The organism is Fibrobacter sp., from assembly GCA_012523595.1.
Lineage (GTDB): Bacteria > Fibrobacterota > Chitinivibrionia > Chitinivibrionales > Chitinispirillaceae > JAAYIG01.
In genome coordinates this window covers 19464-45240 of sequence record JAAYIG010000137.1, presented here as the reverse complement: position 1 = coordinate 45240, position 25777 = coordinate 19464, and the positions used below count along the sequence as shown (strand labels likewise).

Annotated in this window: 23 protein-coding genes and 1 tRNA gene; 15 read left to right on the top strand and 9 right to left on the bottom strand. The window is 44.6% G+C overall.

The window, feature by feature from the left end; genetic code table 11:
• Positions 1 to 99: 99 nt before the first annotated feature.
• The 4 genes from GX089_09340 to GX089_09325 all read right to left on the bottom strand — a co-directional run bounded on the left by GX089_09340 (position 100) and on the right by GX089_09325 (position 5777).
• Positions 100 to 2349, bottom strand: a complete 2250-nt coding sequence (locus GX089_09340; GenBank protein ID NLP02684.1) for a transglycosylase SLT domain-containing protein — start codon at positions 2347 to 2349, stop codon at positions 100 to 102.
• A gap of 21 nt (positions 2350 to 2370) precedes the next feature.
• Positions 2371 to 3093: a 3-oxoacyl-ACP reductase FabG gene (gene fabG / locus GX089_09335; protein ID NLP02683.1), complete on the bottom strand. Its 723-nt coding sequence runs from the start codon at positions 3091 to 3093 to the stop codon at positions 2371 to 2373.
• Between the two features lie 139 nt (positions 3094 to 3232).
• Positions 3233 to 4636, bottom strand: coding sequence for an FAD-dependent oxidoreductase (locus GX089_09330; GenBank protein NLP02682.1), 1404 nt, complete (start codon positions 4634 to 4636; stop codon positions 3233 to 3235).
• Entirely contained in the window at positions 4614 to 5777 is a 1164-nt protein-coding gene (locus GX089_09325; protein NLP02681.1) for a polysaccharide pyruvyl transferase, read from the bottom strand. Before GX089_09325 ends, GX089_09330 begins: the two co-directional genes overlap by 23 nt.
• A gap of 413 nt (positions 5778 to 6190) precedes the next feature.
• Between GX089_09325 and GX089_09320 the strand changes: the two genes are divergently transcribed.
• From GX089_09320 to GX089_09295, 6 genes are read left to right on the top strand one after another with little or no spacing between them, the layout of a single operon-like run.
• Positions 6191 to 6685, top strand: coding sequence for a hypothetical protein (locus GX089_09320; protein ID NLP02680.1), 495 nt, complete (start codon positions 6191 to 6193; stop codon positions 6683 to 6685).
• Between the two features lie 8 nt (positions 6686 to 6693).
• Positions 6694 to 7533, top strand: a complete 840-nt coding sequence (locus GX089_09315; GenBank protein NLP02679.1) for a hypothetical protein — start codon at positions 6694 to 6696, stop codon at positions 7531 to 7533.
• Positions 7523 to 8383: a hypothetical protein gene (locus tag GX089_09310; protein NLP02678.1), complete on the top strand. Its 861-nt coding sequence runs from the start codon at positions 7523 to 7525 to the stop codon at positions 8381 to 8383. The genes GX089_09315 and GX089_09310 overlap by 11 nt, the downstream gene beginning before the upstream one ends.
• On the top strand, positions 8380 to 8739 hold the full coding sequence (locus tag GX089_09305) for a response regulator (GenBank protein ID NLP02677.1): 360 nt from the start codon (positions 8380 to 8382) through the stop codon (positions 8737 to 8739). Before GX089_09310 ends, GX089_09305 begins: the two co-directional genes overlap by 4 nt.
• Complete coding sequence (locus GX089_09300) at positions 8720 to 9805, top strand: hypothetical protein (protein NLP02676.1); 1086 nt, start codon at positions 8720 to 8722, stop codon at positions 9803 to 9805. The genes GX089_09305 and GX089_09300 overlap by 20 nt, the downstream gene beginning before the upstream one ends.
• 6 nt (positions 9806 to 9811) lie before the next feature.
• The gene (locus GX089_09295; GenBank protein ID NLP02675.1) at positions 9812 to 10561 is read left to right on the top strand and encodes a phosphatase PAP2 family protein; all 750 of its coding nucleotides are present in this window, start codon (positions 9812 to 9814) and stop codon (positions 10559 to 10561) included.
• 126 nt (positions 10562 to 10687) lie between these two features.
• Here GX089_09295 and GX089_09290 read toward each other — a convergent pair whose 3' ends face one another.
• Positions 10688 to 12250: a hypothetical protein gene (locus GX089_09290; GenBank protein ID NLP02674.1), complete on the bottom strand. Its 1563-nt coding sequence runs from the start codon at positions 12248 to 12250 to the stop codon at positions 10688 to 10690.
• A gap of 102 nt (positions 12251 to 12352) precedes the next feature.
• Complete coding sequence (locus tag GX089_09285) at positions 12353 to 12901, bottom strand: thioredoxin family protein (GenBank protein ID NLP02673.1); 549 nt, start codon at positions 12899 to 12901, stop codon at positions 12353 to 12355.
• 670 nt (positions 12902 to 13571) lie between these two features.
• Between GX089_09285 and GX089_09280 the strand changes: the two genes are divergently transcribed.
• A complete protein-coding gene (locus tag GX089_09280) occupies positions 13572 to 16520 on the top strand; it encodes a hypothetical protein (protein NLP02672.1) in 2949 nt (982 codons plus the stop codon).
• Positions 16521 to 16592: 72 nt separating this feature from the next.
• On the opposite strand, the gene GX089_09275 is transcribed toward GX089_09280, so the two are convergent.
• Positions 16593 to 16763 (bottom strand): hypothetical protein, encoded by a 171-nt coding sequence (locus GX089_09275; protein ID NLP02671.1) that lies wholly within the window; start codon positions 16761 to 16763, stop codon positions 16593 to 16595.
• A gap of 236 nt (positions 16764 to 16999) precedes the next feature.
• On the opposite strand from GX089_09275, the gene GX089_09270 reads away from it, so the two are divergent.
• From GX089_09270 to GX089_09260, 3 genes are all read left to right on the top strand, one after another.
• Positions 17000 to 17073 (top strand) — tRNA-Ile (locus tag GX089_09270).
• Positions 17074 to 17221: 148 nt separating this feature from the next.
• On the top strand, positions 17222 to 17956 hold the full coding sequence (locus GX089_09265) for a hypothetical protein (protein NLP02670.1): 735 nt from the start codon (positions 17222 to 17224) through the stop codon (positions 17954 to 17956).
• A 65-nt stretch (positions 17957 to 18021) separates the two neighbouring features.
• A complete protein-coding gene (locus tag GX089_09260) occupies positions 18022 to 19842 on the top strand; it encodes an ATP-binding cassette domain-containing protein (GenBank protein NLP02669.1) in 1821 nt (606 codons plus the stop codon).
• A gap of 56 nt (positions 19843 to 19898) precedes the next feature.
• On the opposite strand, the gene GX089_09255 is transcribed toward GX089_09260, so the two are convergent.
• Complete coding sequence (locus GX089_09255; protein NLP02668.1) at positions 19899 to 21437, bottom strand: hypothetical protein; 1539 nt, start codon at positions 21435 to 21437, stop codon at positions 19899 to 19901.
• Positions 21438 to 21798: 361 nt separating this feature from the next.
• On the opposite strand from GX089_09255, the gene GX089_09250 reads away from it, so the two are divergent.
• On the top strand, positions 21799 to 22026 hold the full coding sequence (locus tag GX089_09250; GenBank protein ID NLP02667.1) for an Rpn family recombination-promoting nuclease/putative transposase: 228 nt from the start codon (positions 21799 to 21801) through the stop codon (positions 22024 to 22026).
• Here GX089_09250 and GX089_09245 read toward each other — a convergent pair.
• Complete coding sequence (locus GX089_09245; GenBank protein NLP02666.1) at positions 21948 to 22190, bottom strand: hypothetical protein; 243 nt, start codon at positions 22188 to 22190, stop codon at positions 21948 to 21950. The genes GX089_09250 and GX089_09245 overlap by 79 nt on opposite strands.
• Before the next feature lie 159 nt (positions 22191 to 22349).
• Between GX089_09245 and GX089_09240 the strand changes: the two genes are divergently transcribed.
• The 4 genes from GX089_09240 (at position 22350) to GX089_09225 (ending at position 25777) form a co-directional block, all read left to right on the top strand.
• Positions 22350 to 22733 (top strand): hypothetical protein, encoded by a 384-nt coding sequence (locus GX089_09240; protein ID NLP02665.1) that lies wholly within the window; start codon positions 22350 to 22352, stop codon positions 22731 to 22733.
• Between the two features lie 182 nt (positions 22734 to 22915).
• Positions 22916 to 23416: a hypothetical protein gene (locus GX089_09235; protein ID NLP02664.1), complete on the top strand. Its 501-nt coding sequence runs from the start codon at positions 22916 to 22918 to the stop codon at positions 23414 to 23416.
• 71 nt (positions 23417 to 23487) lie between these two features.
• The gene (locus GX089_09230; GenBank protein NLP02663.1) at positions 23488 to 23886 is read left to right on the top strand and encodes a hypothetical protein; all 399 of its coding nucleotides are present in this window, start codon (positions 23488 to 23490) and stop codon (positions 23884 to 23886) included.
• The gene (locus tag GX089_09225) at positions 23876 to 25777 is read left to right on the top strand and encodes a TonB-dependent receptor (GenBank protein NLP02662.1); all 1902 of its coding nucleotides are present in this window, start codon (positions 23876 to 23878) and stop codon (positions 25775 to 25777) included. The genes GX089_09230 and GX089_09225 overlap by 11 nt, the downstream gene beginning before the upstream one ends.

Here is a 25777-nt window from a genome sequence, read left to right as displayed (position 1 = left end):
TTACCCAGGCATTTTACCCGAACACTGAAAAATAAGAGAGATCAGCCTCCAGTGCAACAGAAACTCAAATTTCCACATAAAATCCACACCTGCAGCCGCTTACCTGGAATGACGCGTACCTGCCGACAATGCGCTCTCAACCCCAAAAGCAAAACCTGAATTACCTGCAAGCACCCGGTAGGTCCAGTAATTGGCCAGCACTTTCTTTACATAATCACGAGTTTCAGAAAAAGCTATATCTTCCACAAAAAGATCATACTCCTCTTCTTTATTCCTGCTGAACCATTTCCGGGCATTGTGAGGTCCCCCGTTATAGCCGGCCAGTACCAGCACTACATTATCGTTGAACTCATCCAGCAACTCCCGTATGTAAAAGGTCCCGAACCGGACATTGTAAAGCGGACAGGAAAGAGAATCATTTGCAAATGGAACCTTAACCTTCTCAGCGATGTACTTGCCTGTATAAGGCATTATCTGCATCAGCCCGATCGCTCCAACAGGCGACTTGATCACAGGATTAAAGATGCTCTCCTGCCTTATCACCGCACTGACCAGATAAGGATCAACATTGTGTTGTGCCGCAGCCTCCCTGATTATATCGCCAAAAAATGATGGATAAAGGAATCTGTAAAGCCCAAGCGGCATTCTCCCCTTTGCGGCAACGGGTATCCGCCAGGTCAAGCGACGGGCAACCCTGTATGCTTGGGCAGGCGAATCACCGATATAATAAAGGAGCGACAACTCCAACTGAAGACTCAGATTTGCAGGAAAAGAAGTCTCCAGCTTTTCCAGAAAGTATTCGGCTGCTTCTGTTTCCCCGATCGAGGCAAGGTAAATCCCACGGATATAATCGATTGAATCTGATGCAGAGAGGTCCTTTTTCAATTTGGCAGGCGATATGGAATCGAGCCACTGGAACACATGATCAAGACCGGAGACGGTGTCCAGAGCAAATTCAGCGGTATCTCCCAGAAGAGATAAAACCTGCCTCGATCTGTGTGCATAGTAATCATAAGGTTCCTCTGCTGAAATCTCGCGGAAAACCTTCCTGGACTGCCTTGTCTTGTCAAGCGCAAGCAGGCACTTGCCTTTCCAGTAAGAAATGGAAAGCCTCAGTTTTGAATAAGGATACTTCTTTGTAAAATTATCCAGTATCGTCAGGGCAGAATCATATTTTTCCTGTTTGTAAAAACAAAGTGCATGTCTCAAATACGACTCATCCCGCCTCGACCCCTTCGGATAACGGGTATAAATCTGCCGGTACACAGAACCAGCTTCATTAATCTTCCCCTTCTCCTCCATCCTCCAGGCCTTGAGCCACATTATCTCCTGGTTTCTTGAATGAGAAGGATACTCTTTTAAATGCCTCTCATACCACTTATCAGCTTCATCCGCTTTACCGATTTTACGGTAAGCCCTCGCCAGACTCATTAAAACATTGGCGTCAGAACCATACTTGCTGTCTATTTTCCTGTAGGTCTTAATCGATTCCTCAAACATCCCCAGTTGATAGTATACCTGCGCCCTGAGATACAGATACCTTCCCTCCGGAACTTCCCTCATCAACCCTTTTTTAGCCGCTATATTTCGCAAAATCCCATCAGCCGTCTTCCAGTCCTTGCACTGTGCAGCAGCATTGGCAAGCTTAAACTGGTTTTTCCCGCCTATTTGCTGTGAATCAGAACTGAAAACAAGCTTGGCGATTCGGCAGCCTTCTTTTCCGCTTAAAACCATCGTGTCAAGGAGCGAATCTATCACACTCCAATTCCTCCCCTTGATCATCGCATCGACAGTGTCCGAAAAATCAGGCAGCTTTACCTTCTCCTCCGATTCCCTCCACCTCCGGAACTCCTCCAGCCATCCTGCATCAGACAAACCACTGCTGTCCTGCTCAACAGCCTTCCGAATCTTCCCGAAGACATAAATCTTATATTTCTGAGGAATCCTGTGCCCAAGAGCAGCCCTGTAAGCAGTCAGGCTATTCTGCACCCGCCCCTGCTCATATTCAATATCACCAATAAATGTGTAGGCAACCGGCGCTATCACCTCATTTTTCTGGGCAGCAAGCCTGTAGAGAAAAAGCGCTTTACTGTGATCGGAAAGCTTATGATGGATATTGGCCAACTGGAAAACCCGCTGGATAGAATCTGTTACCAGAGAATCAGAAAGAAGCTCCTGCAGAGCAGCTTCATAATTTCCACTCTTCAAATTTCCCATACCGGGGAAATATGCAGGAACAAGACTAAGCTTTGACACACTACCGCTGTCTTGCGAAGCCAGACACAGAAGCGGAATGAAAATCACAGCAGTTATAAAAGCTACTCTTCTGGTGTACGCTCTCACATTCACTCCGGGTTCCTGGGAACCAGTTCACATGTATATGCCGCCATTAATCCCCAGGACCTGACCAGTCATATAACTGGAGTCTGGAGACAGAAGAAAAGAAACAACCGATGCGACCTCGGAAGGACGACCGAATCGCTGCATTGGAATCTTTTCCCTGTATTCTTTAGTATTTATATCATCAGTCATATCTGTTTCAATAAAACCGGGAGCGACAGCATTTACAAGCACATTTCTTTTGGCACACTCCTGGGAGAGCGCCTTAACCGCACCGATCAATCCCGCCTTTGTAGCCGAATAATGCACCTGCCCCGGAAGCCCGGTCTGTCCGGAGGTTGAAGATACGACCACTATTCTCCCCTGTCTGCTCAGAACCATCTGCTTTACAACTGGTTTAACCACAGTGTAAAAACTGCGCAGGTTGATGTCGATAATCTCATCCCAGTGATTCTCCTCCATAAACACCAGCAGTTCATCCCTGCGTATCCCCGCACTCAGCACAAGCCCCCAGACAGTATTTCTGGCCAGTAAATCTTCAATTGCAGAAACAGTCTCACTGCGGTCAGTAATATCAAAACGGCACAGTTCAGCACTGCCACCGGATCTTTTGACCTCCTCCAGAGTCTTCTCTGCCTCTGTAGTGTTCTGACGGTAGTTTATCAGTACATGATAACCATCCTGTGCGCCGCGTAAACACACCGCCCGTCCAATACCTCTCCCACCCCCGATCACCAGGACTGCTTTCTTCATATTTAACCCGGACTTTAAAAAAAAGGAATTTTTCTGTACAGAGCAGTAAATGACAAGATCTGCACTTCTGGTACGTTTAAAAACTGGTAAATGGGGAACCTTTTATCAAGAATAATATAGAAAACAAACACCGGAGAAATTAGCCCAGATTGGCTCCCTGTCTCAAAAGCTCAACCTGAACATCTTCAGGTTTAACCAAACTGACTTTACCGACCTTTGCTGCCAGGGCTGCACACACACCTGCAGCATGCCCCGTAGCCATTGCCACCGGCATTACCCTGTAGGATGAGTGTGCTTCGTGAGTACCGGAAATACAACGACCGCCAGTAAGAATATCATCACACCCCAGAGGTTTGAGACACCTGAGGGGAATATCGTAAGCCTCTCCAGGAGGAACCCGCTCCATACGGGTACCCTTTCCCCTGGGATTATGAATATCAAGAGGATAAGCACTGCGCGCTATCACATCATCAAATCTTCTGGCCTCGATTATATCCTCTCCCTTAAGTACATATTCTCCCATTATCCTGCGGGACTCTCTGATTCCAACCTGAACACCTGTCTGCACCATATAGGAATTCTCAAAACCGGGAACCCATTTTCTCAAAAATTCAGAAACCTCATGTGCCTGCTTCCTGTTCTCCCACTCCGAAACAGTCAGATCAAAAACATCAACCGCCAATCCACCCACCCTTGTACTGTTTACGCTTACCTCCTGGTCATGAGGAGTTGCGAACATGAGAAGATCCTCTCTTGGAAACTTCAACTTCCCTTCAGCAGTCGCCTTCTCGATCAGATCCCACAATCCGAATACTCCATACCACTGCTCAGGATGTTTCCGCACATACTCGACAAATGCAGGCCGATGAAAGCCCACCATTCTGAAATAAAGTGTCATCGGCTGCACCAACCCATCAGTTTCACGCCCTATCTTGTAAGGCGCCCCGGCCAGATACGCCACATCACCATCACCAGTACAGTCCACTATACAGCGGGCACGAATTGCAACAGGTCCGGATTTTGTCATGAAAAAAACCGTGGAAAAATCCTCCCCTCTGGAGTAGGAGAACGCAAAGGAGTGCAGCAACACACGAACATTGGAATCATCCAGCATACTCAAAGCTGTGCTTTTAAGAACCTCCGGATCAAAAGGCATTACATACCCGGTTTCAAAGGAAGGAAGCACAGCTCCCCCGTTCTCAATCAGCCGATTCACCAGTTCCAGAAGCACTCCGGCAATTACCCTGGTACCCTCACCATGATCGGAAGGAAACAGGTTTGACTTACCGGGCTTGCGAAAAGTAAACTCCTGGGTATGGGCTGACATAAAAGGCATCACCAGTGCCACAGTAGCAGCGCCACCAAGAAATCCATACCTTTCTGCCAGTATCACCTCACCACCGGCCCTTGCAGCACCAAACGATGCCCCGATTCCTGCAGAACCACCCCCTACCACCAATACATCGGTTTCTGCTGCCACAAGTGCCTCACTTGCAGGCACGGTTATTTTTTCATTTTTATCAGGACGGCTCAGAGGAGGCATTTTGTTCCCTCTTGTCTTGAATCTTTCTCTGTTTAAGCAAATCTATCAATACACCATTATTCTCTGAAGCACGGCTCTGGAGCCTGGGAAGCATGGTATTTATCTTTCTCTTCAACTCCTCTCTGCTATCCCAGGCTCTGTCAATATAGGCCATAAGACGCCCCTCATTGACCAGATTAATGGGAGGCATCTCTATATCCAGTTCCTCAAGAAAACCCATCACTTTCGAAGAATAAGGGAGAGCTACAAAAGGTACTCCCATTCTGGCGGCAAAGATCAGAAAATGAAGCCTCATCCCCACTGCGAAATCCAGATGGCTGATAATATAGAGAAGTTGATTTGAATTGTAGTTTCCCCGCAGCACCGATGCTCTCTGGGGACGAAGCATCCTGGAGATTACCGCATGTGCCTGCTGAACATCAAAGACACCCGGTTCCATGGGGATAAAGATGATATCCGCATCAAAACGTTCAATCATGAAATCCGCGGCATTGGCAAGCAGGGCATGATAGTGACTCTCCTGGATATCCGGTGCGGCAACTCCCGCTTCTCTTACTGAGATTCCAACTCGTCTCCCTTTCCCTGAAAGCCCCTCCCGGCGCAGCACTGTTTTATCCACAGTTTCCGGCTTGAGAAGAAGCGCCGGATCTGCAGTGATTAGCATTTCACGTCTCAGCCCAATCTCCTCCAGAATCTGGCAGGAATGGCGATCTCTGACAGTCAGACGATCAACAGCACTTAAAACATCACGAACATACCCGGCAACCAATGAATCTTTCAGAGGCCCGGCCCCAACTGCATACACCATCACCGGTACACCTTTTTCAAGGGCCAATGATGCTTCCCGAAGATGAAGCCTGGCGTGAGCATCATAGAGAATTCCTCCTCCCCCCACTACCAGCGCATCAAGCCTCTCAATCACAGGCAAAATCTCAGGCAGGGACATGTTGACGGATTTTACCGCATGATCTATCGGATGGCGACTCAGGGAATCCTCACAACAGCGGGTAAAAACCGTGATCTCCGCTCTCAGGGAATTCCGCAGTTGTGTGACCATGCTGTGCAGTATTCCCTCATCCCCTAAATTCATCCCTCCGTAAGAGCCCGTGATCCCAATGCGAACAGGTGTTTTCTGCTGCATAAGCCTCTTTCAGGTTGTCATTTTAAGGGCTGAACAACTCACTTCTTTCCCCAGGGTGCAAGAGACGTGCCATACCTTGATTCATTTGATTATGGGATTGTTTGATTCTAAAAGGCCCTCTTATTCTATCTGTATATGAATCAGATTAATGTTTTTGCATTCCGCTTGATATTCTCAAATTTCTCGTGTACCATTATATTAAGCTTCCTCCTGCCTTGATTCACTCAATTTTGAGATTTGCTTTCTTCTATATAAAAAAAACGATTCTTTATGTTCTTACTTATTCTGAATTAGAATTGTAAATAATTCAGATACAGAAATATTCAGTAAATAGTAGAACCGTTCTTTAAAAGTGCAGTATTTCAGGGTGAAAACCAGGCTCTAACCTTAAAAAGACCAGCACAGGAGTCGGTATGACTAAAAAAGAGTGGTCAATTACAGGTCAGGGAATTCTCAGTCTTTTCCTCCTCTATCATCTCTTTCCATCATCCTGGTGGAAAGTTGCACTGATCAACTACTGTTTCGCGTTTGTTTATGAATCAACAATGCACGGCATGTTCAAGTACCATCCCGACCTGGTCACCAGCCGCTGTATAAAAAATACCGAAGTAAACTATCTCTTTCCTCTTGGATGGAACCTCATTTTTGCGCTTACCATGATCGCCGCATCAAAAATGGGAGGAAGTTTCCTGTCTTACATCATCTCAGCAATCATAGCAGGCAATCTGATGGAAATAACTTTTCACTCCCTGGGCTACTGGACTTATAACTACGATTCATATTACCTGGGGTTATTCAAGCCATTCCGCCCTAAAGCAGTAATTCTGGGAATACCTCTTCAGGTCTTTCTGGGCTACTCAGTAGTAGGCTGCTTCGTTTGGTTCTTCTCTAAATTCATATTCACCTGAGAGGAAAGATGAATTTCAGTTATTATCTGAAAGATGGTCTTCCTTCAACACTGTTTGAGAAGATAATCGCCCGTAATTTTCTGATATCAGATATAATTGTGCTGATTGTTTCAATTATACTGATGATTGTACTGACAAAGAGAAAGAAATGGAGATGGCATGCATTCTGGTATATCTGCATCCCATCTGCGGCTTCAGGCCTGCTCCTGGGTGCTATAATTTACAAAATAGACCCGGAATTTCCAGGGTGGGTTGTACCTCCCTGGAGCTCGTCGGGATGGATTGGATTCTGGTGCGTTGAGGATATCCTTTTTTACATCTTCCTCACCATCTTCTTCTATGGTGTTTACAGACTCACTGAGGGGGACACGGAAACAACCGATTTTAAATGGGCGCAGGGGCTCAAAATCACATTCTTTATCTTCATGTGGACAGCATCACTTTTAATGCTTTCCTTCGGCGGAATCTGCGGAAAGCTCGAAACACTGATGTATGCTGTCCCATCAATGGTCCTGATGATTTACGCCTGGCATAAAATAAACTGCAGGCACATGCTCCTGTTCATTGGAACCATGGTATTTTTTGAGATTTTATGGGACTGCTTCGCTGTTTCCTGGATCTATCATTATAAATCCTGGGCCCCGGGATGGATCTATATCACGTGGGACCAGAATGGAATTGCCCATTTCTCCAGTGTTTTCCTGGACCCTGCAAAGCACAGATGGGCCTGGATCTTCAACAACCCTGTGGATATTACCCCCTGGTATGGAATAACAGGGTCCTCCTTTATCTACATGGCTATAAACAGCGTCGACATTTTTCTGGTGAGAAGAAAATATGCCGTCTAATCTTGATTTTTATCAGACACTCTACGAAAAACTCTTTTCTCAGGTATGCTGCGGCCCGCCAAAAACATCTATGCAAAGATTTATTGGAATGGGTTACCCTGTCACTCTGTTAATAATCGCCCAGATTACATCTGTTGGTGCATGGAAAGTAAAGTCAAGATGGAACTGGAAACATTTTCTTCCAGTTTTTGCTATTTGCACTATCTCGGGATGGTTCTGGGGCATTTATATTGAAAAATATGATCCCGGTTTTCCGGGATGGCTGTTTTTACCTTGGAGCATTACCAATATTGAATTTATATTGACACTTGAAGATTGGCTGTTTTATCCCTTATGTACCTGTCTATTTAATTTTATCTTTCTGGCCCTTAAGAAATCAGAAAAGAAACCCAGTGATGCTCAGAAAATATCTCTGCAGGTTTTCCATATCACAGCAGCCAGTTTTTTCTGTTACTTCACAGGTCCCTGCGGAAAAAGCCTCTCTTACCAGTGCGCCATCCCGGGAATCGCTCTGTTTTTCTATATCTGGGACAGATGGGATGTGAGGCACTATTTAAAATTTATGACGGTAATTCTGCTTATTGAGATACTTTGGGACTATTTCGCAGTTTCCTGGTTGAGTTATCTGCCAGGGATGGCGTGGGCATCACAGTGGGTTTATATTGCATTTGACCAGCATAATAATTATATACACTCTAGGGTATTCCTTGATTATGGCACACATAAATGGGCCTGGATTTTTAAAAACCCCATAGAGATCACACCCTGGTTTGCCATATCAGTGGGCATATTTTTCTACTCCATGACTGTCGCTTGCACCAAGTTCTTTATTGACAGAGGTAACAGGTGAGAATATTACTTGTAGAGGATGAGGATATAACCAGAGAGATCTACAAATCACACCTCAGACCTCACTGTGTTCACGCTTTTGATAACGGATTGTCCGGGCTCCGATGCTTTCTTGAAAACATAGACAGTCTGGACCTGATCGTCTCAGACCATGTAATGCCCTTCCTTAACGGACTTGATCTCTTCAGGGAAGTTCGTAAAATTTCACAGGCTATTCCATTCCTGCTGATAACAGGTTCTCCTCTCAACGGTGAACTGAAAGAGTTCATCGAACAAGGTGGAACCCTGGTAAATAAACCCATAGGACTTAAAAAACTCATAGATCTGGTAGAGAATTATGACAGTTCAGAGAAATGAACAATTATTGACACTCCTTTATCTGGGATCTGCACTAACAACTATCATTTTTGCCTCAATTGCCCTTACGGATCAGATTTCACGGGTGGCTTTGATTCTAAATGTCTTCGCAATTGTAGTGATGGTCCTTACCACTATCCCATTTTTCACTAAATATGATTTCTTAAAATTGATAAAACTGCGCACCTACTCTGACCATATAATAATCGCATCTGCCGTAGTTTTTCAGACCACTCCCCCATCCTTTATCTATTTCTACATTTTTATTATCTGGATACAGTCTTTAATCAATACTTATGTTTTGGGCATCGACCGGAAGTTACGCATTTTCCTCAAAATGATACCCCTTCTGGTCTGCATTTACTCTTTTACATTTCTCCAGGAAAACATTTTAATATTCTATCTCTTTTCATTCAGTATAGTTTTAAGCTTATCTGTTTTATACGCTTTCGAAAAATCACTGGAGAAGCATAAAAGACTCGAAAAAGCTGCTCAGGCAGTCAAAGATGTTCATCATAGAATCATGATTCACAATATCCGAAGTCAAAGCAACCAACTTCTTCTTAAACTCTCAAAAGATTATCCAGAAATAGAATCCATCGTCTCAAGCACCATCGAACAGATAATCGCGTCTGTCGGAGGTATCACAGAAGAAAACAAGGTGAAATCAGATATCTTTCTGCTTGTAAACAGGATGGCCGCCTATTTCAGTGTCAATTATTCCATGAAATTCAATCTGCACCTGAGAAATACCCCAGCCATGCTCTATGAACAACTCTTCCTTTCCGCTCTCTATATTTTCTTCTCCAACTCCCAGGAAGCCGGGGCAAGCAGGATAAAAATCTACCGCGATGGAAACTCTCTGGTAATCGAAGATAATGGTTGCGGATTTGATACATCAAAAATCAGTCTTGGTTTTTCCACCAAGAAAAATGGCCGTGGTATCGGCCTGGTGAGTGCGCTGGAAGCCTGCCACAAGTCAGGCATCGATGTAAAAATCGATTCACAACCTGATGATGGTACCAGAATTTTTCTTAATATCGCCAATGTGCTGTCAACAACCTGAAACAGAATGAAACCAGTCTTAGTATTGCTATCGATTATCTGGTTTCCATCGGTGCTGTATTGCGGCGGCAGCAGCAATTTCAGCCTGAACCTTCCCGCTGATATAACTCTCCTGAGCACTGGTGCAGGTGTAAATCTGGCTTCTGTTTACTTCATCAGAAATGCTACACCTCCTTCCTCTACTCCGGATTGTTTTTGGGGCTGGCCATCTTTTGACTACAGCAAAGCACAAGACAGGATCACTACTGTTTTGACTGCGGCCGGAGTCATCTCTCTCCCCCTGCTGCTCGACAGGTTTGATCGAATCCAGATAGCAACAATCGGTCTGATGTACCTGGAAAGCGCTCTTCTGGCGTGGGGAACCAAAGACCTGATAAAAGGACTCTTTCCAAAATACCGCCCGTATGTATCCTCCGGGAATACCCCCTCTGAGCTGCTTAGCAAATCAGACCGCTATTTCTCTTTCCCTTCAGGTCATACGACTATGGCATTCGTGACAGCGACTTTCAGTTCATACATCTTTTCGAAATCAAAAGTTAAACCTGCTCTGAAAGCACTGTTTGCAGCTTGTAATTTCGGCCTGGCCTCAGGCGTAGCGACTCTTCGGGTCACATCCGGACACCACTACTTTATCGACGTTCTGGGCGGAGCAGCACTAGGCACCGCATCGGGCCTTATAGTTCCATTGATACATCAGAAAAGAAACATCTCTCCTGTAGTCAACGGAAAAATGGTGGGATTCAGTATTGAGTTGTAAATCCTCTCTCCTCGGTGTCGGTATCGATGTCTTTCTTACGATTTCCTCTGGCAAGTAATCCAGAAATGTTTGCTCCAGAACTAAAGCTTCAATGATTCTTCTCTATTTTTATAAAAACAGAGAAGATCAAGACTCCATATGCCTGAAAGCTGTTTCTCTTAAATCAAGCGGTCGAAGGTAACCTTTACTTCCGCTATCGATCGGAGAGTCCACAGGAGCCAGCACAAACCCATGAGTCTCATCTCTGCCCGGACCCGCATGTGCTCCGTTCTCCATCGGAAATGTAAGAGGAGTATCGCCACGGTTCCAGCCAATAATCATCAGATCACCTGAATACCTGTTTTTTTGAAGAGCAAGCAGATCGAGAGTTGCCTCGGCAAGGAACTGATGATCACTGCCAAGGACCCTGTCTGCATTTTCCGGAAGAACAAAACATCCTTCGCTGGTGTAAGCCTTCACCTGCCCGGAAGCATCGGAGAAAATCACAACCGGAATATTTGCCTGAAGAACAAGATCAAGAGCGATTTTCTCTTTTCGCTCCAAATCCTGCTTACTAAGGTAAATATGGCCGATCGGCCCCACAGCCGTAATAGCGATTGGATTGCGGGTAGAATCTGCCCGCCCCACCGGCAGCCATCTTGAAAACCATTTTCCAAGTAAAGCCCCCCTTTCAAGCTGCACTCCGGTATTGAAACTGGGATAATCAGTCGTCTCCAGAACTCTGCGATTAATGACATCAGAGATTGCCTGGTCTATCGATTTCCCGAAAAGTTTGGAATAGGGAAGCGAACTCTCCTGACCATGATCTGAGTAGATCCAGACAGAATAATTCAGTTTCTTTGATCTCTGTGAGGCACAATAAATTCTCCTTACCGAATCATCTATACCCTTGAGTGTCCAGTGAGCGAAACGGCTGGATGGACCACGCCTGTGCGACTGCTCATCATATCCCAGAAAATTACAGTGAATTATAGGTACTCCATGCCTTATATCCCTGGACACCGCAGTTACAACAAGTTCCCTTAAAAGAACACATATCCCCACCCGTGTGGGTACAAAATTCAGTTCACTAAAGAAGTTCTCCCTTGAGATTAAACCCTTTAAGAGATCAAAAATTGCCAACCCGGTCTCAAAAATCATAAGCAAAGCTACTCTGAGGAACATAAGCCAGTGGATAAGCACAAAGTGAAGAAAATTGAAGGGATGCCTGAGCAGCCACCAGGATCCAAATCCTATACTGGTTGCACAGAAAGAGGCCCTGGAGGCCCCCCCGGTGTAACAGTCTGAATAGGCACTGCCACCGGTCAGAAGTCCTCTTCCCATTTCCGCAAGCTCTTTCTGGACCCTCAGGGCAAACCGTGATGAGAGCATGTTGTAGAATTCTTTTGATTCCCGGTTGATAAAACCAAAGGATGGAACAGCGCATTTAACACCATAGAAGAGCTCAGCCTGAACTGCAGGAGTACTGGACGGCAGCCCGGAATAAAAAGAGTGTACATCGTATCCCTTACTATTGAGCAGTTTTTTCAGAAAGGGCATCTTTGCAGAATTGATAGCCTTGTGGAACTGGTTTCTGGACAAACCATCGATCTGAACCAGAATCAGCCCGATCTTTTTATCAATCTCTTGATTTACACTTGATAACGCCATCTGATCTGAACTGTTTTGCGTTCCTGAGGATTGGGTCATACATTGCAGATGATCAAAAGTGGGGCCAGATCGAAAAATGATCTTAAGTTTATTGATTAAAGGATTTCCTGATTCTAATTAGCAGTCATGCAAGTGTTACATTTACTTTCTCCATCTGATAACTGAGCCGCTGGATGGCTTCTGGATTGAGGGCGGTTTTTCACCCAGAATAGCGGCATTGAGAGCATCCCTGAGGTCTTTTCCGGTTACCGGCAGGTTGTTTTCCGGTCTGCTGTCATCCATCTGCCCATGATAGGCCAGTTTTCCCTCCCTGTCAAACACGAAAAAATCGGGTGTGAATAGAACATTGAAGCTGCGGGCAACGCTCTGGGTCCCATCAAAGAGGTAAGGGAAAGTGTAACCATAGAGCCTGGCTTCTTCTTTCATGCGATTTGGACAGTCCTCAGGAGAAAGATTTATATCATTGGGGTTAATGGCAACAACAGAGATACCGCGTTGCTGGTATTCCCAGATGACCTTTACAAGCACCTCACGGATATGTTTTACGTAGGGACTGTGGTTACACATGAAGACAACCAGTGATGCCGGACCGCCAATCAACAGCTCTTTAGGGACAATCACTCCGTTTATATCGGGGAGCCAGAAATCGGGGAGCTCACTTCCCAGGGGCAAACCTCTGCTTTGATCCATCTTTGCCTCATCATTCCCTTTTACGTAACCGGTGTTACATTTTGTAAAGAGTGCAATAATCATACCATGGCCACTGATTAAGCTGATTAGAATGATTGCATTGATTTAACTAAGGAAGAAGAAACGATATTGTATACCGGATCTCTACAGGGGGATTGATTTAACTGTTTTAAACCAGGAAACAAAAATGACAATTGTATACCGGATTTCCGCAGCCAAAATCTCTCTGCAGTTCTTCTTTCTCTCTCTCTATTAATCAGGTCAATTAGAACTAATCAGGTTAATCAGTGGTCATTAACCAGTGGTAAGATATTATGAAAAGAAAATCTTCTTCCCTGGTTAAATAAGCGTAATCACCTTTTATCAGATTAATCAGTGGTAAGAAAAAGGTACACTTTTTGCCATTACTATAACTTATCTTATGCACTTCACAGAGCAGGAGACTTAAACAGCTTCTCTGTTCTGTATTCGAACTATTCAGACCCAGGATAATCCAGATACAAATCAATACAAATAAGAATCTTTTTCCGTGGATAAAATCAGCGTAATCATCTTTAATCAGATTAATCAGTGGTAAGATATTATGAAAAGAAAATCTTCTTCCTTAGTCAAAATTAGCGTAATCATCTTTAATCAGATTAATCAGTGGTAAGAAAGGTTGTCTGTAAAAATGGAAAAGAGCATACCGGAACAGAATCTGACCTTCAATTCAATTGTCAATGGCTTTGTTCTTAAGCGCATCGAGAAAATCCCGGAGTTGCACTGCTGCGCCTACATCTTCTCTCACCAGAAAACCGGCGCAAGGCTTCTGCACCTCTTCAACGATGATCCAAACAACCTCTTCTCCATTGCTTTCCGCACCCCGGCTCAGGACAGCACCGGTGTTCCTCATATTCTGGAGCACTCTGTTCTCTGCGGATCTAAAAAATTCCCTCTCAAAGATCCCTTCCAGGAACTCCTGAAAGGCTCACTTCAGACTTTCCTTAACGCCCTGACTTACCCTGATAAAACTGTCTACCCGGTTTCATCTCAGGTGGAAGCAGACTTTTTCAATCTGGTTGATGTATACTGTGATGCGGTATTTAACCCTGTTCTCTCTGAAAACACTTTCTACCAGGAGGGGTGGCATTTCGATGTGGAAGATATCTCCGGTAATGTGGGTGTAAAGGGAATCGTCTACAACGAAATGAAAGGGGTATTTTCCAACTTCTCAAGCCATGTAGAAAGAAAAACCCTCTCCTCTCTTTTTCCTGATACCACCTATTTTCATGAAAGCGGAGGAGAACCGGAGCATATCACCGATCTCACATACCAGCAATTCCGCGATTTCCACAAGAAATACTATCACCCGTCCAATTCCTTTATTTTCTTATATGGAAATCTTCCATCAGAGAAAACCCTTAAGTTCCTGGACTCAGACTATCTCTCACACTTCAGTAAACTTGAGGTGGACTCCCGGATTAAAGCACAGACCCCATGGAGCAGCCCACGTAGCATCTCCATCGAAGCACCGGCACCAAAAGAGGATGACGGAACCGCAACAGTAGCACTGGCCTGGCTTTTCGGAGACACAACAGACCCTGTATCTGTACTCTGCGGACGCATTATCAGCCATTACCTTCTGGGCACCGAGAGTTCTCCACTGAAAAGAGCACTGGTTGATTCCGGGCTGGGAGAAGACCTGGATGATATTTCGGGGTTCGATTCCGATACTATCAATTCAGTCTTTGCAGCCGGATTGAGAAAATGCAAGCCTGAAAACGCCGAAAAAATTGAAAAACTGATCCTTGACACTCTGCAGAACCAGGTAGAGAACAACCTGGACAAAGAGCTTCTGGAGGGTTCTTTACGACAGGTGGAATTTTCGCTCCGCGAAATCACAGGAGCACACTTCCCCTATAACCTGCGTTTGGCAGAGCGCTGCTTCCGCTCATGGGTCTACGATGGTGATCCTCTGGCTCACCTTGCCTTCGAGAAGCATCTCTCCTTCATTAAAGAACAGAACTCCTCAGATCCATCCTACTTCTCCCGGATTATCAAAACCAGACTTCTGGACAACCCGCACCGGCTCAGATCGGTAATTATCGCCTCCTCGGAAATGGGTACCAGACTTGAACAGCAAACCGAAAGACACGCACGGGAGCTTACAAAGGACTTCGGGAAAGAGGAAAAGGAGCGCTATTTCCATCTCACACAAACCCTTCTGGAGCAACAGAAAAGATCTCCTTCTCCAGAAGAGCTCGCATCCCTGCCGAGGCTCAAAAAAACCGATCTTCCGCTGCGGGGTCGTGATATCCCCACGGAGACTTCCGACTTCGAGGGTGTAAAAATTTACTCCCATCCTCTGTTCACCTCTGGAATAGTGTACTTTGATATCAGTTTCGACCTGCAGGCTATTCCTTATTCCCTCATCCCCTATCTTCCAGTGTATAGCGAACTTATCACACGATGCGGAGCTGCAGGACTCTCCTATGAAAGCATGGCCAAGAGGATTGCTCTCTCAACCGGCGGTGTCGATGCATCGATTTTCTGCAAAACCATGACAGGAGAAGAAAGAGAACTGTTTTTCCACTCTTTCATGCACAGCAAAGCCCTGGCACCCAGAACAGAAGAGATGCTCGATATATTGGGAGATCTTCTGCTCTCCGCTGATCTCAGCAGCCACAAACAGATCAAGGATATCCTGCTTGAGGAGCGCAACAGCATGCTATCCTCTGTCATTGCTGCCGGGAACAGTTTCGCCATCTCCATGGCATCATCCTCTCTTTCCCTCTCCCGCTTTATCGGCGAGCAGCTTGGGGGAATCTCCCAGCTTCGTTTTCTGGATAAATTGGTTAAAGAGGACAGGATCGACAAAACAGCAGATGCAATCAATCAGATTCACTCCACAATTGTAAACCGCAACGGTTGTGTCGTCTCCATCACAGCAGATAACCCGGAAGAGGTCATGCCAATGGTCAGGAGTTTTCTATTGAAACTCCCTGAAAAAAAGACCTCCCACACTACAATGCCATCCCTGCCAACAGTACCACAGAGGATTAAAGGCATAGAGATCAACTCTGCTGTGAATTTTGTCGCTCAGGCATGGAAACTTCCAAAAGTGGAGGCATACAATTCAGGCCTGCTCTTCCTTATGTCCAGAAATCTCTCCACTGGTTATCTCTGGGATAAAGTAAGAGTGGAAGGGGGAGCTTACGGAGGATCTTCCCTGATGTCTATCTCTCATCCGATATTCGCCTGTTCCTCTTACCGCGATCCAAATATCAAGAGCACAATCGAGCATTTCAAGAAGGGACTAGAAGGTGTCGCCTCGGGACTGCCTTCAGATAAAGTTGATCAAAGCATCATAGGAACAATCGGCAGAATTGACGCCCCGCAACCGCCTCACTCCCAGGGGTTAGGTGAGACTGTTGATCTTCTGATCGGCAACACCAGGGAATTTAAACAGCAACTTAGAGAGGCGATAATGGGTGCAGACTCCAACTCCCTTGCAAAAGCAGCAAGAGCTGTTCTGGATACGAAGCCGTCATCCACTGTAGTTCTTGGGAGCAATGCCGCACTCGCCTCAGCTCAATCCCAGGGTCTCTCCATGGATATCGAGCAACTTCTATGGGCATAAAAAAGAACAGGGTGAGTCACCACACTCACCCTGCCTTCAATCATAACAATCCAGGTATTGTGCCCAGGTTTATCAGGCTGTAACGTCCATGTTTTCACCTCGTCCTGATTCCGTAGAGCGACGTGCCCGTTGGTCCTCTTCACTTCGACTGCGCTGCTCAGCTGCTCTTGCTTCCTCAGCACGTCTTTCGTTCTGTACCTTTTCAACACGTCTGCCTGACGATTCAACACCTGTCACAGACATCTTGCACCTCCCGGTGTTTATCATGCCCTATTATTAATATCGGCAACTTCGGTGAAAACTTTAATTTTTTTTAACCACCAGAAGAGGTTGGCTAATTTTTTTGGTAATAGATAATCTCTGAGATGGAAAAGCAACTTAAAATTGAGCCACAAAATTCGAGTATACGCACTCAAAACAAGTGAACAAAAGTAGCTTGCCCACCTGACCCTTCCGGAATTATTTTTTAAGAATTATCAGGGCCCATAACTCAGTCGGTTAGAGTAGCGGACTCATAATCCGTTTGTCCTAGGTTCGAGTCCTAGTGGGCCCAAAAATTTCCGGTAAGGAGGGATTTTGCAAACTCTTTCAGTTTGCAGTAAACACATTTCTGTTAAACATAAACCCTCTGATCGAACATAAAAGCACCACCTTAGGGAGGTGCTTTTTTTTATTTTTTCGGCTAATTCTATGGAGGTATTATGATTGAGGATTTAGAGTATTTGATTCAACTTCAGGAGATAGATCTTCGTATTCGTGAACAAGAGCTTTCTCAGGAACAGTTTCCTGCAGCAGTAGCAGAGCTTGAGAATGGAATCAGCAAAGCAAAAACCGATCTTGAGGACATAGAAGCAAAGCTTAAGAAAATGGAGTCTGAAAAGGGTTCTTTCGAAGAACAGATTTCAAAGGCTCATGAATCCCTGGAAAAAAGCCAAAGCAGACTCAACTCAATCAAAACAAACCGCGAATATGATGCTGTGCATGCGGAGATAGAAACCCATAAGAATATTATAAACAGTGCGGAAACCAGAAGGAAAAACCTGGAAAATGAGATCGAAAAACTAAAGGCATCGGTAGAGGAAAGCAAAAAGGAGTACGTGAGGATCAAGGCTGAAAATGAGCCTAAAATCGCGGAACTGAAGGAAAAGATTGGAAAAATCGACACTGAAATCAGCAAGATTATGGTAGAGAGAGACGCAGTTTCTCCAAAGATCAGCAAGCATTTGCTCCGGACTTATGATCTGATCCGTAAAAAGAGAAAAACCGGACGTGCTCTCAGCCTTGTATCCGATTCCCGTACCTGTACCGTATGTTTCAAGGTTCTCGAGCCTCAACTCTATAACGAAATAAAGCGGGGAACCAAACTCACTCTGTGTCAGAGCTGCGGTTCCATACTTGTCTGGGATCAATCATCAAAAAAAGAACAACACGCATAAGTAAGGCAACAGGATCCTGCTCCGGTATTAAAATGAAAAAAGGCAGTATTACTTTATACAGGAGAATGTTGGTCTATCTGGCTGTTTACTGGCAATGGTTTCTCCTCTCGATTACCCTTTCCTTCTTAGTTGTTAATTTTGAGGCCTTATCGCTCTGGTTTGGCGCAAGCCTGATCCAGACGCTCTTCGAACCTGCCAGTGCCACTGCCTTGTCTCCTCCGAAAATATCTTTAGATAACATCAACGAGATTCTCAAATACTGGACATATCAATTAATAAAGCGGGATTCACCTTTTGATTCGCTCAAGGTAGTTTGCGGCCTGATGGCTGTGACTTTTTTTCTGAAAAACCTTCTGATATATATAAAATCTCTTGTCATGGCAAAACTGAACCTGGTTATAGTACGTGACATGAGAAACCAGCTTTTCAACCATGTATTAAGACTCCCTGTAACCTATTACGACCGCACAAAGTCAGGCAACATCATTTCTCTTATCCTCAACGATGTCCAGAGTATAAACGCATCGATGACCGGTACGTTTGACCGGGTGTTTGTAGAACCGATGCGGCTTGTCTCTTTTATCGGCATGCTCTTTATAATAAACACCCGATTGACACTGGCTGTTTTTATAATATTCCCTATCCTCGGTTATCTGATCGCGGTTGTCGGAAAAGCGGTTCGCCGCAGGAGCAAAAGGTCTCTTGAATATATGGCCGGACTCATGTCTATTCTTCACGAAACAATCGGTGGAGTCCGGGTTGTGAAGATGTTCAACATGGATGATAAGGAAAGTGTCAAATTCAAGGAAGAAAACGAGCACTTCACACATCACTCCTACAAGTCAACATCAGTAGGAGCAATCTCAAGCCCTCTTACAGAGAGCCTGGGAGTAGTTGTGGTGATAATTCTTCTGTGGTATGGAGGCAAGGAAGTGCTCTCCGCCAGCAATTTCGGAGCAGAGGATTTTGTGAGATTTCTTATATTTCTCTTCTCAACATTTACACCGCTGAAATCACTCGGGGCAATCAACAGCACACTTCAGAGAGGATTTGCTGCCGCTGAGAGAGTGTTTGAAGTGTTAGATAAATCCGAAGAAAAACTCACTGTTATGAAACCGGAGAATATACCCTCCTTCTCCAGAAGAATTTCTTTTACAAATGTCGAATTCACTTACCCCGGAACAGAAAAACCTGTTCTGCGCAATGTAAGTTTTAATATTGATAAGGGATCAGTTGTCGCTCTGGTGGGATCAAGTGGCGCGGGGAAAAGCACCATCCTGGATCTTCTTCCCAGATTTTACGAAATCAACACTGGAAGTATCACTATTGACGGTATCGATGTGCGTGATATTGATCTGGCCGGTCTCCGTGAGCTTTTCGGAATCGTTTCTCAGGAAACCGTTCTCTTCAATGACACCATATATAACAACATCGTATACGGTCTCCCGAACGCGACAAGAGATAAGGTTATCTCAGCCGCAAATGCAGCCAATGCCTGGGAGTTTATAGAAAAAATGCCGGATAAACTTGACACAATAATAGGAGAACGGGGTGTTATGCTCTCAGGCGGTCAGAGACAGAGGTTATCTATTGCCAGAGCACTTCTGCGCAACCCTCCTGTTCTTATTCTCGATGAGGCAACATCAGCACTTGACACAGAATCGGAACGACTGGTTCAGGCAGCAATAAATAATCTTATAGAGAACAGAACCGCACTGGTAGTGGCCCACCGTCTCTCGACAATCAGGCATGCCGATCTGATACTGGTTCTTGAGTCGGGTGAGATTGTTGAACGGGGGACTCACGATGAACTGATCGCCTTGAATAAAAAATATAAATACTTTTATGATATTCAGTTTGCCTCAACTGCTGCTCAACCAGCTTGACTGTCCTCTTTAGAGTCCGATGTCGGATTGGTATCAAAATCGAAGCAAATAAACATTCATATTAAAAATTGTCGAAATGAAAGATAAAGGTACTTTATCTCTTTCAGAAGGCTGAAAACACCCAGACTCTTCAAGATCCTCTTTATTTTACCCTTCACAGTTCTCTCCGGATTGACCGGCTCCTCAAGCAGTTCCGGCCACATGTTCTCTATGATCTTTTTAAACAACGGGCAAAGCGCTCTTTCCGCACTTCTATACTTTTCATCTACACCTAACAGAGTCTCATAGAGATAATGGCTGTTAAAGGGATCAATCTTTTCTATTGCGATGAGACACTCCGAATTCTTTGTTGCCCCCCAGTTGCCAAGACGGTGTTCCCAGTAAAAAAGTGTCATTACATTCAGGTTGAATTTGTGTCCAGTGCTTATAAGCTCATTTTTAAATGATGCACACTGGTCGAGTGCATAACTGCTCCTTTCGTATCCAAGTTTCGATGCCATCCTGAGAGCTGTTAATTTCCGGGGATCTTTCCCAAAAAACAATCTTCCAATTTCACTCACTCCCAGCACCAATATCTTATCTGCGAGTTTTTTATGAAAAATATTGTAGATATAGGAGATTCTGCTGCTCTCAGCAAGACATACATTTTTTAAATAATATTCCCGGAATTTTTCGTCAACACCGGCATCTGCTTTATGGATATGGAATGGTTGACCGATGCTTTTAAAAAGCCTTTCAGGTATATAGATATCCGGATGTGTGGGGCCGAGGTTAATGTCATTGACAAAAAAATAGATATCCTTAATCAGTTCTCTTGAGGCAGCCAGAAGGATTCTGCTGTCATTTCCCGCTGTTACAGCCATGGCAGTTGACTGCCGGTTAACAACAGACTTCATTATACCCTTTAGAAAGCTACAGCTTCTTTCCACAGAATCTCTGACCTTAAGCTTCCTTACCGGTTCATCAGGCCAGTAGCGGAATACTTTGCGTGAATTGATATCGAGAGAGTGGTTTGGAAGCAGATGCTTGATTCCCATGTATGGAGTCTCATCACCAACCCATTGTGAGTCTCTTGCAAAATTCTTATAGAAATCTAAAAGAACCTGATCGGTTCTATGTGTTATCAAAGGTCTGCTGTATTCCGCTATAAGGTTAGGTTGCGATCCGCAGACAATCCGGTTTTCACCGGTACAGTAAAATATCTCCCTTAACCCCCTGGCATCATGGAAAATCATCGGCTTGTCACTTGCAATAAAAAGTGCATAACATCCCGCATACTTCTTCATGATTGAAAACAGTTCTCTCCTGCCTCCCCCATGTTTTACAATATCAACCAGAATATCACCATTGTTCTTTTCCGGTGTCTCATAGTTGTAAATATTACCTATAAGAACAAAGTGCGCAAAACAGTTGACTTCAAGATCAGGATGTGCATACAAATAATATCGGTTTATCTTCATGCAATCCCATCCGTACAGTTCCTCAACCGGTTCAACGGCAATCACATACTGCCTTCTGTAATGTAGTCTGTCAAGTTTATGCACACTCCCGGAGGTTTTCCGTTCCTGTTGAATCTTCATCTCTTCGAGACTCATGATGTACTCTCCAGATTAATCAGAAAACAAAACTGTTTTTGCGGGTCGCCATTATTGGGGAGCAAATATATTGCCGAAAAAGGGTTGAAACGGATCGAATTACGGAAGCGGACAGTTTCCAGGCCTGAATCATTCATATTTATACCAATCGAACTTCCATACTATCTTCGAAAACAGAATCCAACCCTGAAAACTGGCCCCAAATGCTGAGCTCTGTTCATATTCAGAACAGTAATAAACCATCTTGCAAGAAGACAGAGAGGAATACGCAATATGGTTCCAAAAGACAATCAGGATCTGGTTAAATTCAGCAAGCCCACGATCGTCTTTTTCGTGAATCGATGCAGGATATTGATATTGCCTGGAAACTCTCCTCATTAAACTGCCTTCAAGAATTCAAAACCGTATCGTTTGGGATACATTAGAGATTGTAAAAGAAAACTGGCTCGATGAAAACCTCAGGGAATATCGTTCAGATATCATTTATCGTGCAAAAATATCGGGAGATGATCAATGGGTATATCTGCTCTTTGAGCATAAGAGTGCACCGGATAAAAGGACCCATTTCCAGCTTTTGAACTTATCCTGAAGATCTGGCAACAGCATGAGAAGCAATACGGGACAGGAGGGCTTCTGCCGCAGGTAATCCTGATTGTAATATGCCATAGCGGCAGACCTTGTAAATCCGGCAATAGCATGAAGGATGCGATCGCAATCATAGATGGAGTCGAAGAAACTGTCCCGGACTTCCATTTTTTAATGCTGGATTTATGGTTTTTTGATCCGGAGCAGATGGAAGATGGTTCTCCCACGGAGAAAGGAACGGGGAAACTCAAGATACTTCTTCTGGCTCTCAAACATAGCAGAAGCCCAGGAATTTTGAGTGTTTTACCGCAAATTATCAGGATATCAATGAAGGTTGAAGGTAAAGAATGTGATTATTTGCGGGTCATTATATTCTATCTGAGTTCTGTGATCAATGGTGGGTTGATGGATAAGTTTAAGGAAATAGTGGTGAGAGAACACAAAGATGGTGAGGCTATTATGGCAACGATAGCAGATAGATTTAGTGAGAGAGAAAGGTTAGAAAAGGAGAGTATCGAGAGGGAATTAAAGAAGGAAATTGAGCAGAAAGATACCGAGCTTGAGCACAAAGATTCTGTGATTGAGCAGAAAGATGAATTGGTGCACCAAATTGTCAGAGGAATGGCTCAGAAAGGGATGAGTATGCAGACAATTCAGGAGATTACTGGTTTTAACATTGAGACGATTGAGAAGTTTATAAAAATCACCTGATTTTGTACATTGTCAAGAAGCCCTTTGTCTCTTAAGTATAGCAGAAGACCGGAAATTTTGAGTGCTTGATGCAGTTTACCGGGGTACAAAAAACCCCGGAAATTATAAAGTGATTTCTGCTTGCCAGCCAGTGCTACTTATATTATTTTAGTGCTACCATCACTATAGAGAAAGGACAAAATATGCGTTCTACTTTAATTCTCTCTTTACTCCTCATACCGGCTGCCTGCCTCCTCTCATGCAGCTTTTTCTCACAAGAGGATAAGACCGCAATTGTTCGTTTAAAAAACGATTTCAACAATAAATCTCTTGATCGCAGACCACCTTGGACCATAGCTGAAAGCAGTTATATGGGAAAGCAATTCGGTAAGATTCTTCCTGGAGATTCCAGTGCAGCCATAGAGGTAGAACCGGGAGTTGACTATGTTCTTATGGTAGCCTGCTGGGATGATACATCATGCAGCACACACAACTGCCTTCCTCTGGCAAGTAAAATTGAAGAGGAGGTTGTCGCCGGACAAAGGCGGACAATTGACCTTAATGCCCCCAATCATCAGGGGCCTTGTCCTCCGGAAGGCATTGAGCCTATACCGGAAGTACTTTATAACAGGATTCTTCAGTTGTGGCCAAAATACAATTTCAGGCACTATTCAGAACGGCAATTTAACCCACAATGCCAGTAAAAATACTTGAATTTGTATTCTTTCTATGTAAGACCTTACTGATACTGTTTTTCCTGTTGCCCTGCTTCTGCATGTTCTCTGAACCGGAAGTAACAATCATCAACAGAATAGCACCTGAGGTACTGGTTCAGAACCCCTCCTTTAACGGTACAGTCTGGAATACTGTGCTGCGTTATGGCGAGGCAACAAGTCCCAGACCCTGCATGCGTGGAGAGGGCTCTGTTCATTTTAAAAAGCTTGATACATACTCTTACTGCAGAAACCAGAGCCGATACAGTCTTATCGACAGCATCTGCATGTGCGATTCAACATGGGTATCACCGGACACAGACATTATCGATCAGACTCCAATCTGGTTCAATTACAAAACAATCAGTGCAACAGATGCAGACAGAGGTTTTTTCCTGATCGAACTGACTGAAGATAACATGGAGCAGGATTTTTCTGTTCCGGGGCCTTATGGACACTAAGCTTTATAGATACCTGAAATTGATCCCGGCAGTCTCAGCAGCATGCCTCCTCTTTTCTTTTGCATCTGCCGGTTTTACCGCTGAATCGAATTCAGCCGCTGAACAAGCCGGTTCCCTTTCCGATACTTCATCTCTGCAGGATCTTGACAAAATGACCGTGCGGGGGCAGAAACCTCTCACAAAAGCCGCCGTTTCAGAAAGAGTGGTCGTTGAAGGAAAACAGATAAGAGAAACGGCAAGATCCACTCCACTTGAAGAACTGTCGCAGAAATCCGGCAGCGTGTACATCACCAGCAGAGGTACCGGATTGCACGGCATCTCATCAGGTGCATCAGGAGGGATTTACATAAGGGGAATGGGCGGAAGTCCCAATTCCCAGATACTTGTTGTGGAAGATGGCGCACCCGATTACCAGGGAATTTTCGGACATCCCATTCCCGATGCTTTCTTTCCGTCGATGATTGACAAAGTGACAATCATAAAAGGCGGAGACGGAGTCCTTTATGGTACAAACGCCATGGGAGTGATAAATATCCAATCCCGCTGGCCTGAAAAAGAGGGAATCTGCATTCAGAATGATGCTTCAATAGGTTCATTTAACACTTTCCGTGAAAACCTCTCCATCCTTTACCGTAAAAACAGAATCGACGCAGTAACGGCAATAAGTGCCTTTACAACAGATGGGCACAGGGATGGAACCGATGGAAACAGTATTGCCGGTTCTGTCGCCGTTAAAACACGCCTCTCTGAAAAATCCACGATTTCATTCAGAGACAGGCTCATCCGCCTTGAAGGTAATGATCCCGGTACAGTTATCAGCCCCTATACAGATCATTTCTTCGAAGTTCTCCGGAACTCTTTCAGCGCACAATTCAAACACGACAGATCTTCCGTTTCTCTTTCACTTGTCCCATGGATAAATACCGGTGAACATAAGCTGTATGATGGCTTCTTATCCCGGGACTATACTGCCGGAGGTTCTGCAGAAGTCACTCTCTCAGGTAAATGGATTAAAACAATTGCAGGGATATCAGGTGAGTATATCGATGGAACAGTCCAGAACCGTATATCCAATACCTCCTCATCTCTAAAAAGCCAGTCCATCTCCGGTCTCTATGGACAGGTTGCTCTTGAAGCTGACAAACATCTGAGTGGATTGGCCGGAGCAAGAATTCTTTACAGCAGCAGATACGGTACGGTTTTTCTTTACAAAGCATCTTTACACTGGAACCCTCTGGAACCGTTAAGTTTTCACTCCCGTATCGCAAAGAATTTCAGAATCCCCACTCTGCGCGAACTCTATCTTCCCTTCCCGGTTGCAAACCCTGATCTCCGGCCTGAGTTATCTTTAAACTGGGATGCAGGTATGGAGATAAAGGTTGAGAATTTTAAAGCCGGATGTTCCGTATTTAAAACCTGGGGAAAAGACATGATCCGCTATTTCGGCATGTGGCCGTCTGCAGAAGTGGTAAACATCGGAAGACTTGAAATCCAGGGTATAGAGGCAGAAATTTCAATAGACAATATCGGTCCGTTCATGGCTTATATCACAGCCTGCTGGCAGGATGCCGGGTTTTATACAAAGCAGAATCCTGGCTCAAAAGTCAATACAGGCATCAGTTACAGTTCCTCAATCAATTCATCAGAACTGGAAGTTTCACTCAGCAGTGAATGGGTGCATGGTTTGTACATGAATAATTACAGACGTGACCCGGTGAAAGATATCTTTTTCATGGATGGATCGATGCGTCTCAGGATATATCGTTCCGGATCTGTGATAATCGAGCCCTATTGCATGATCAGAAACCTGCTTAACAGGCAATATGAATATATACAGTATTACCCCATGCCGGGATTAAACTTCCTTTGTGGATTATCGCTAAAGGTATAA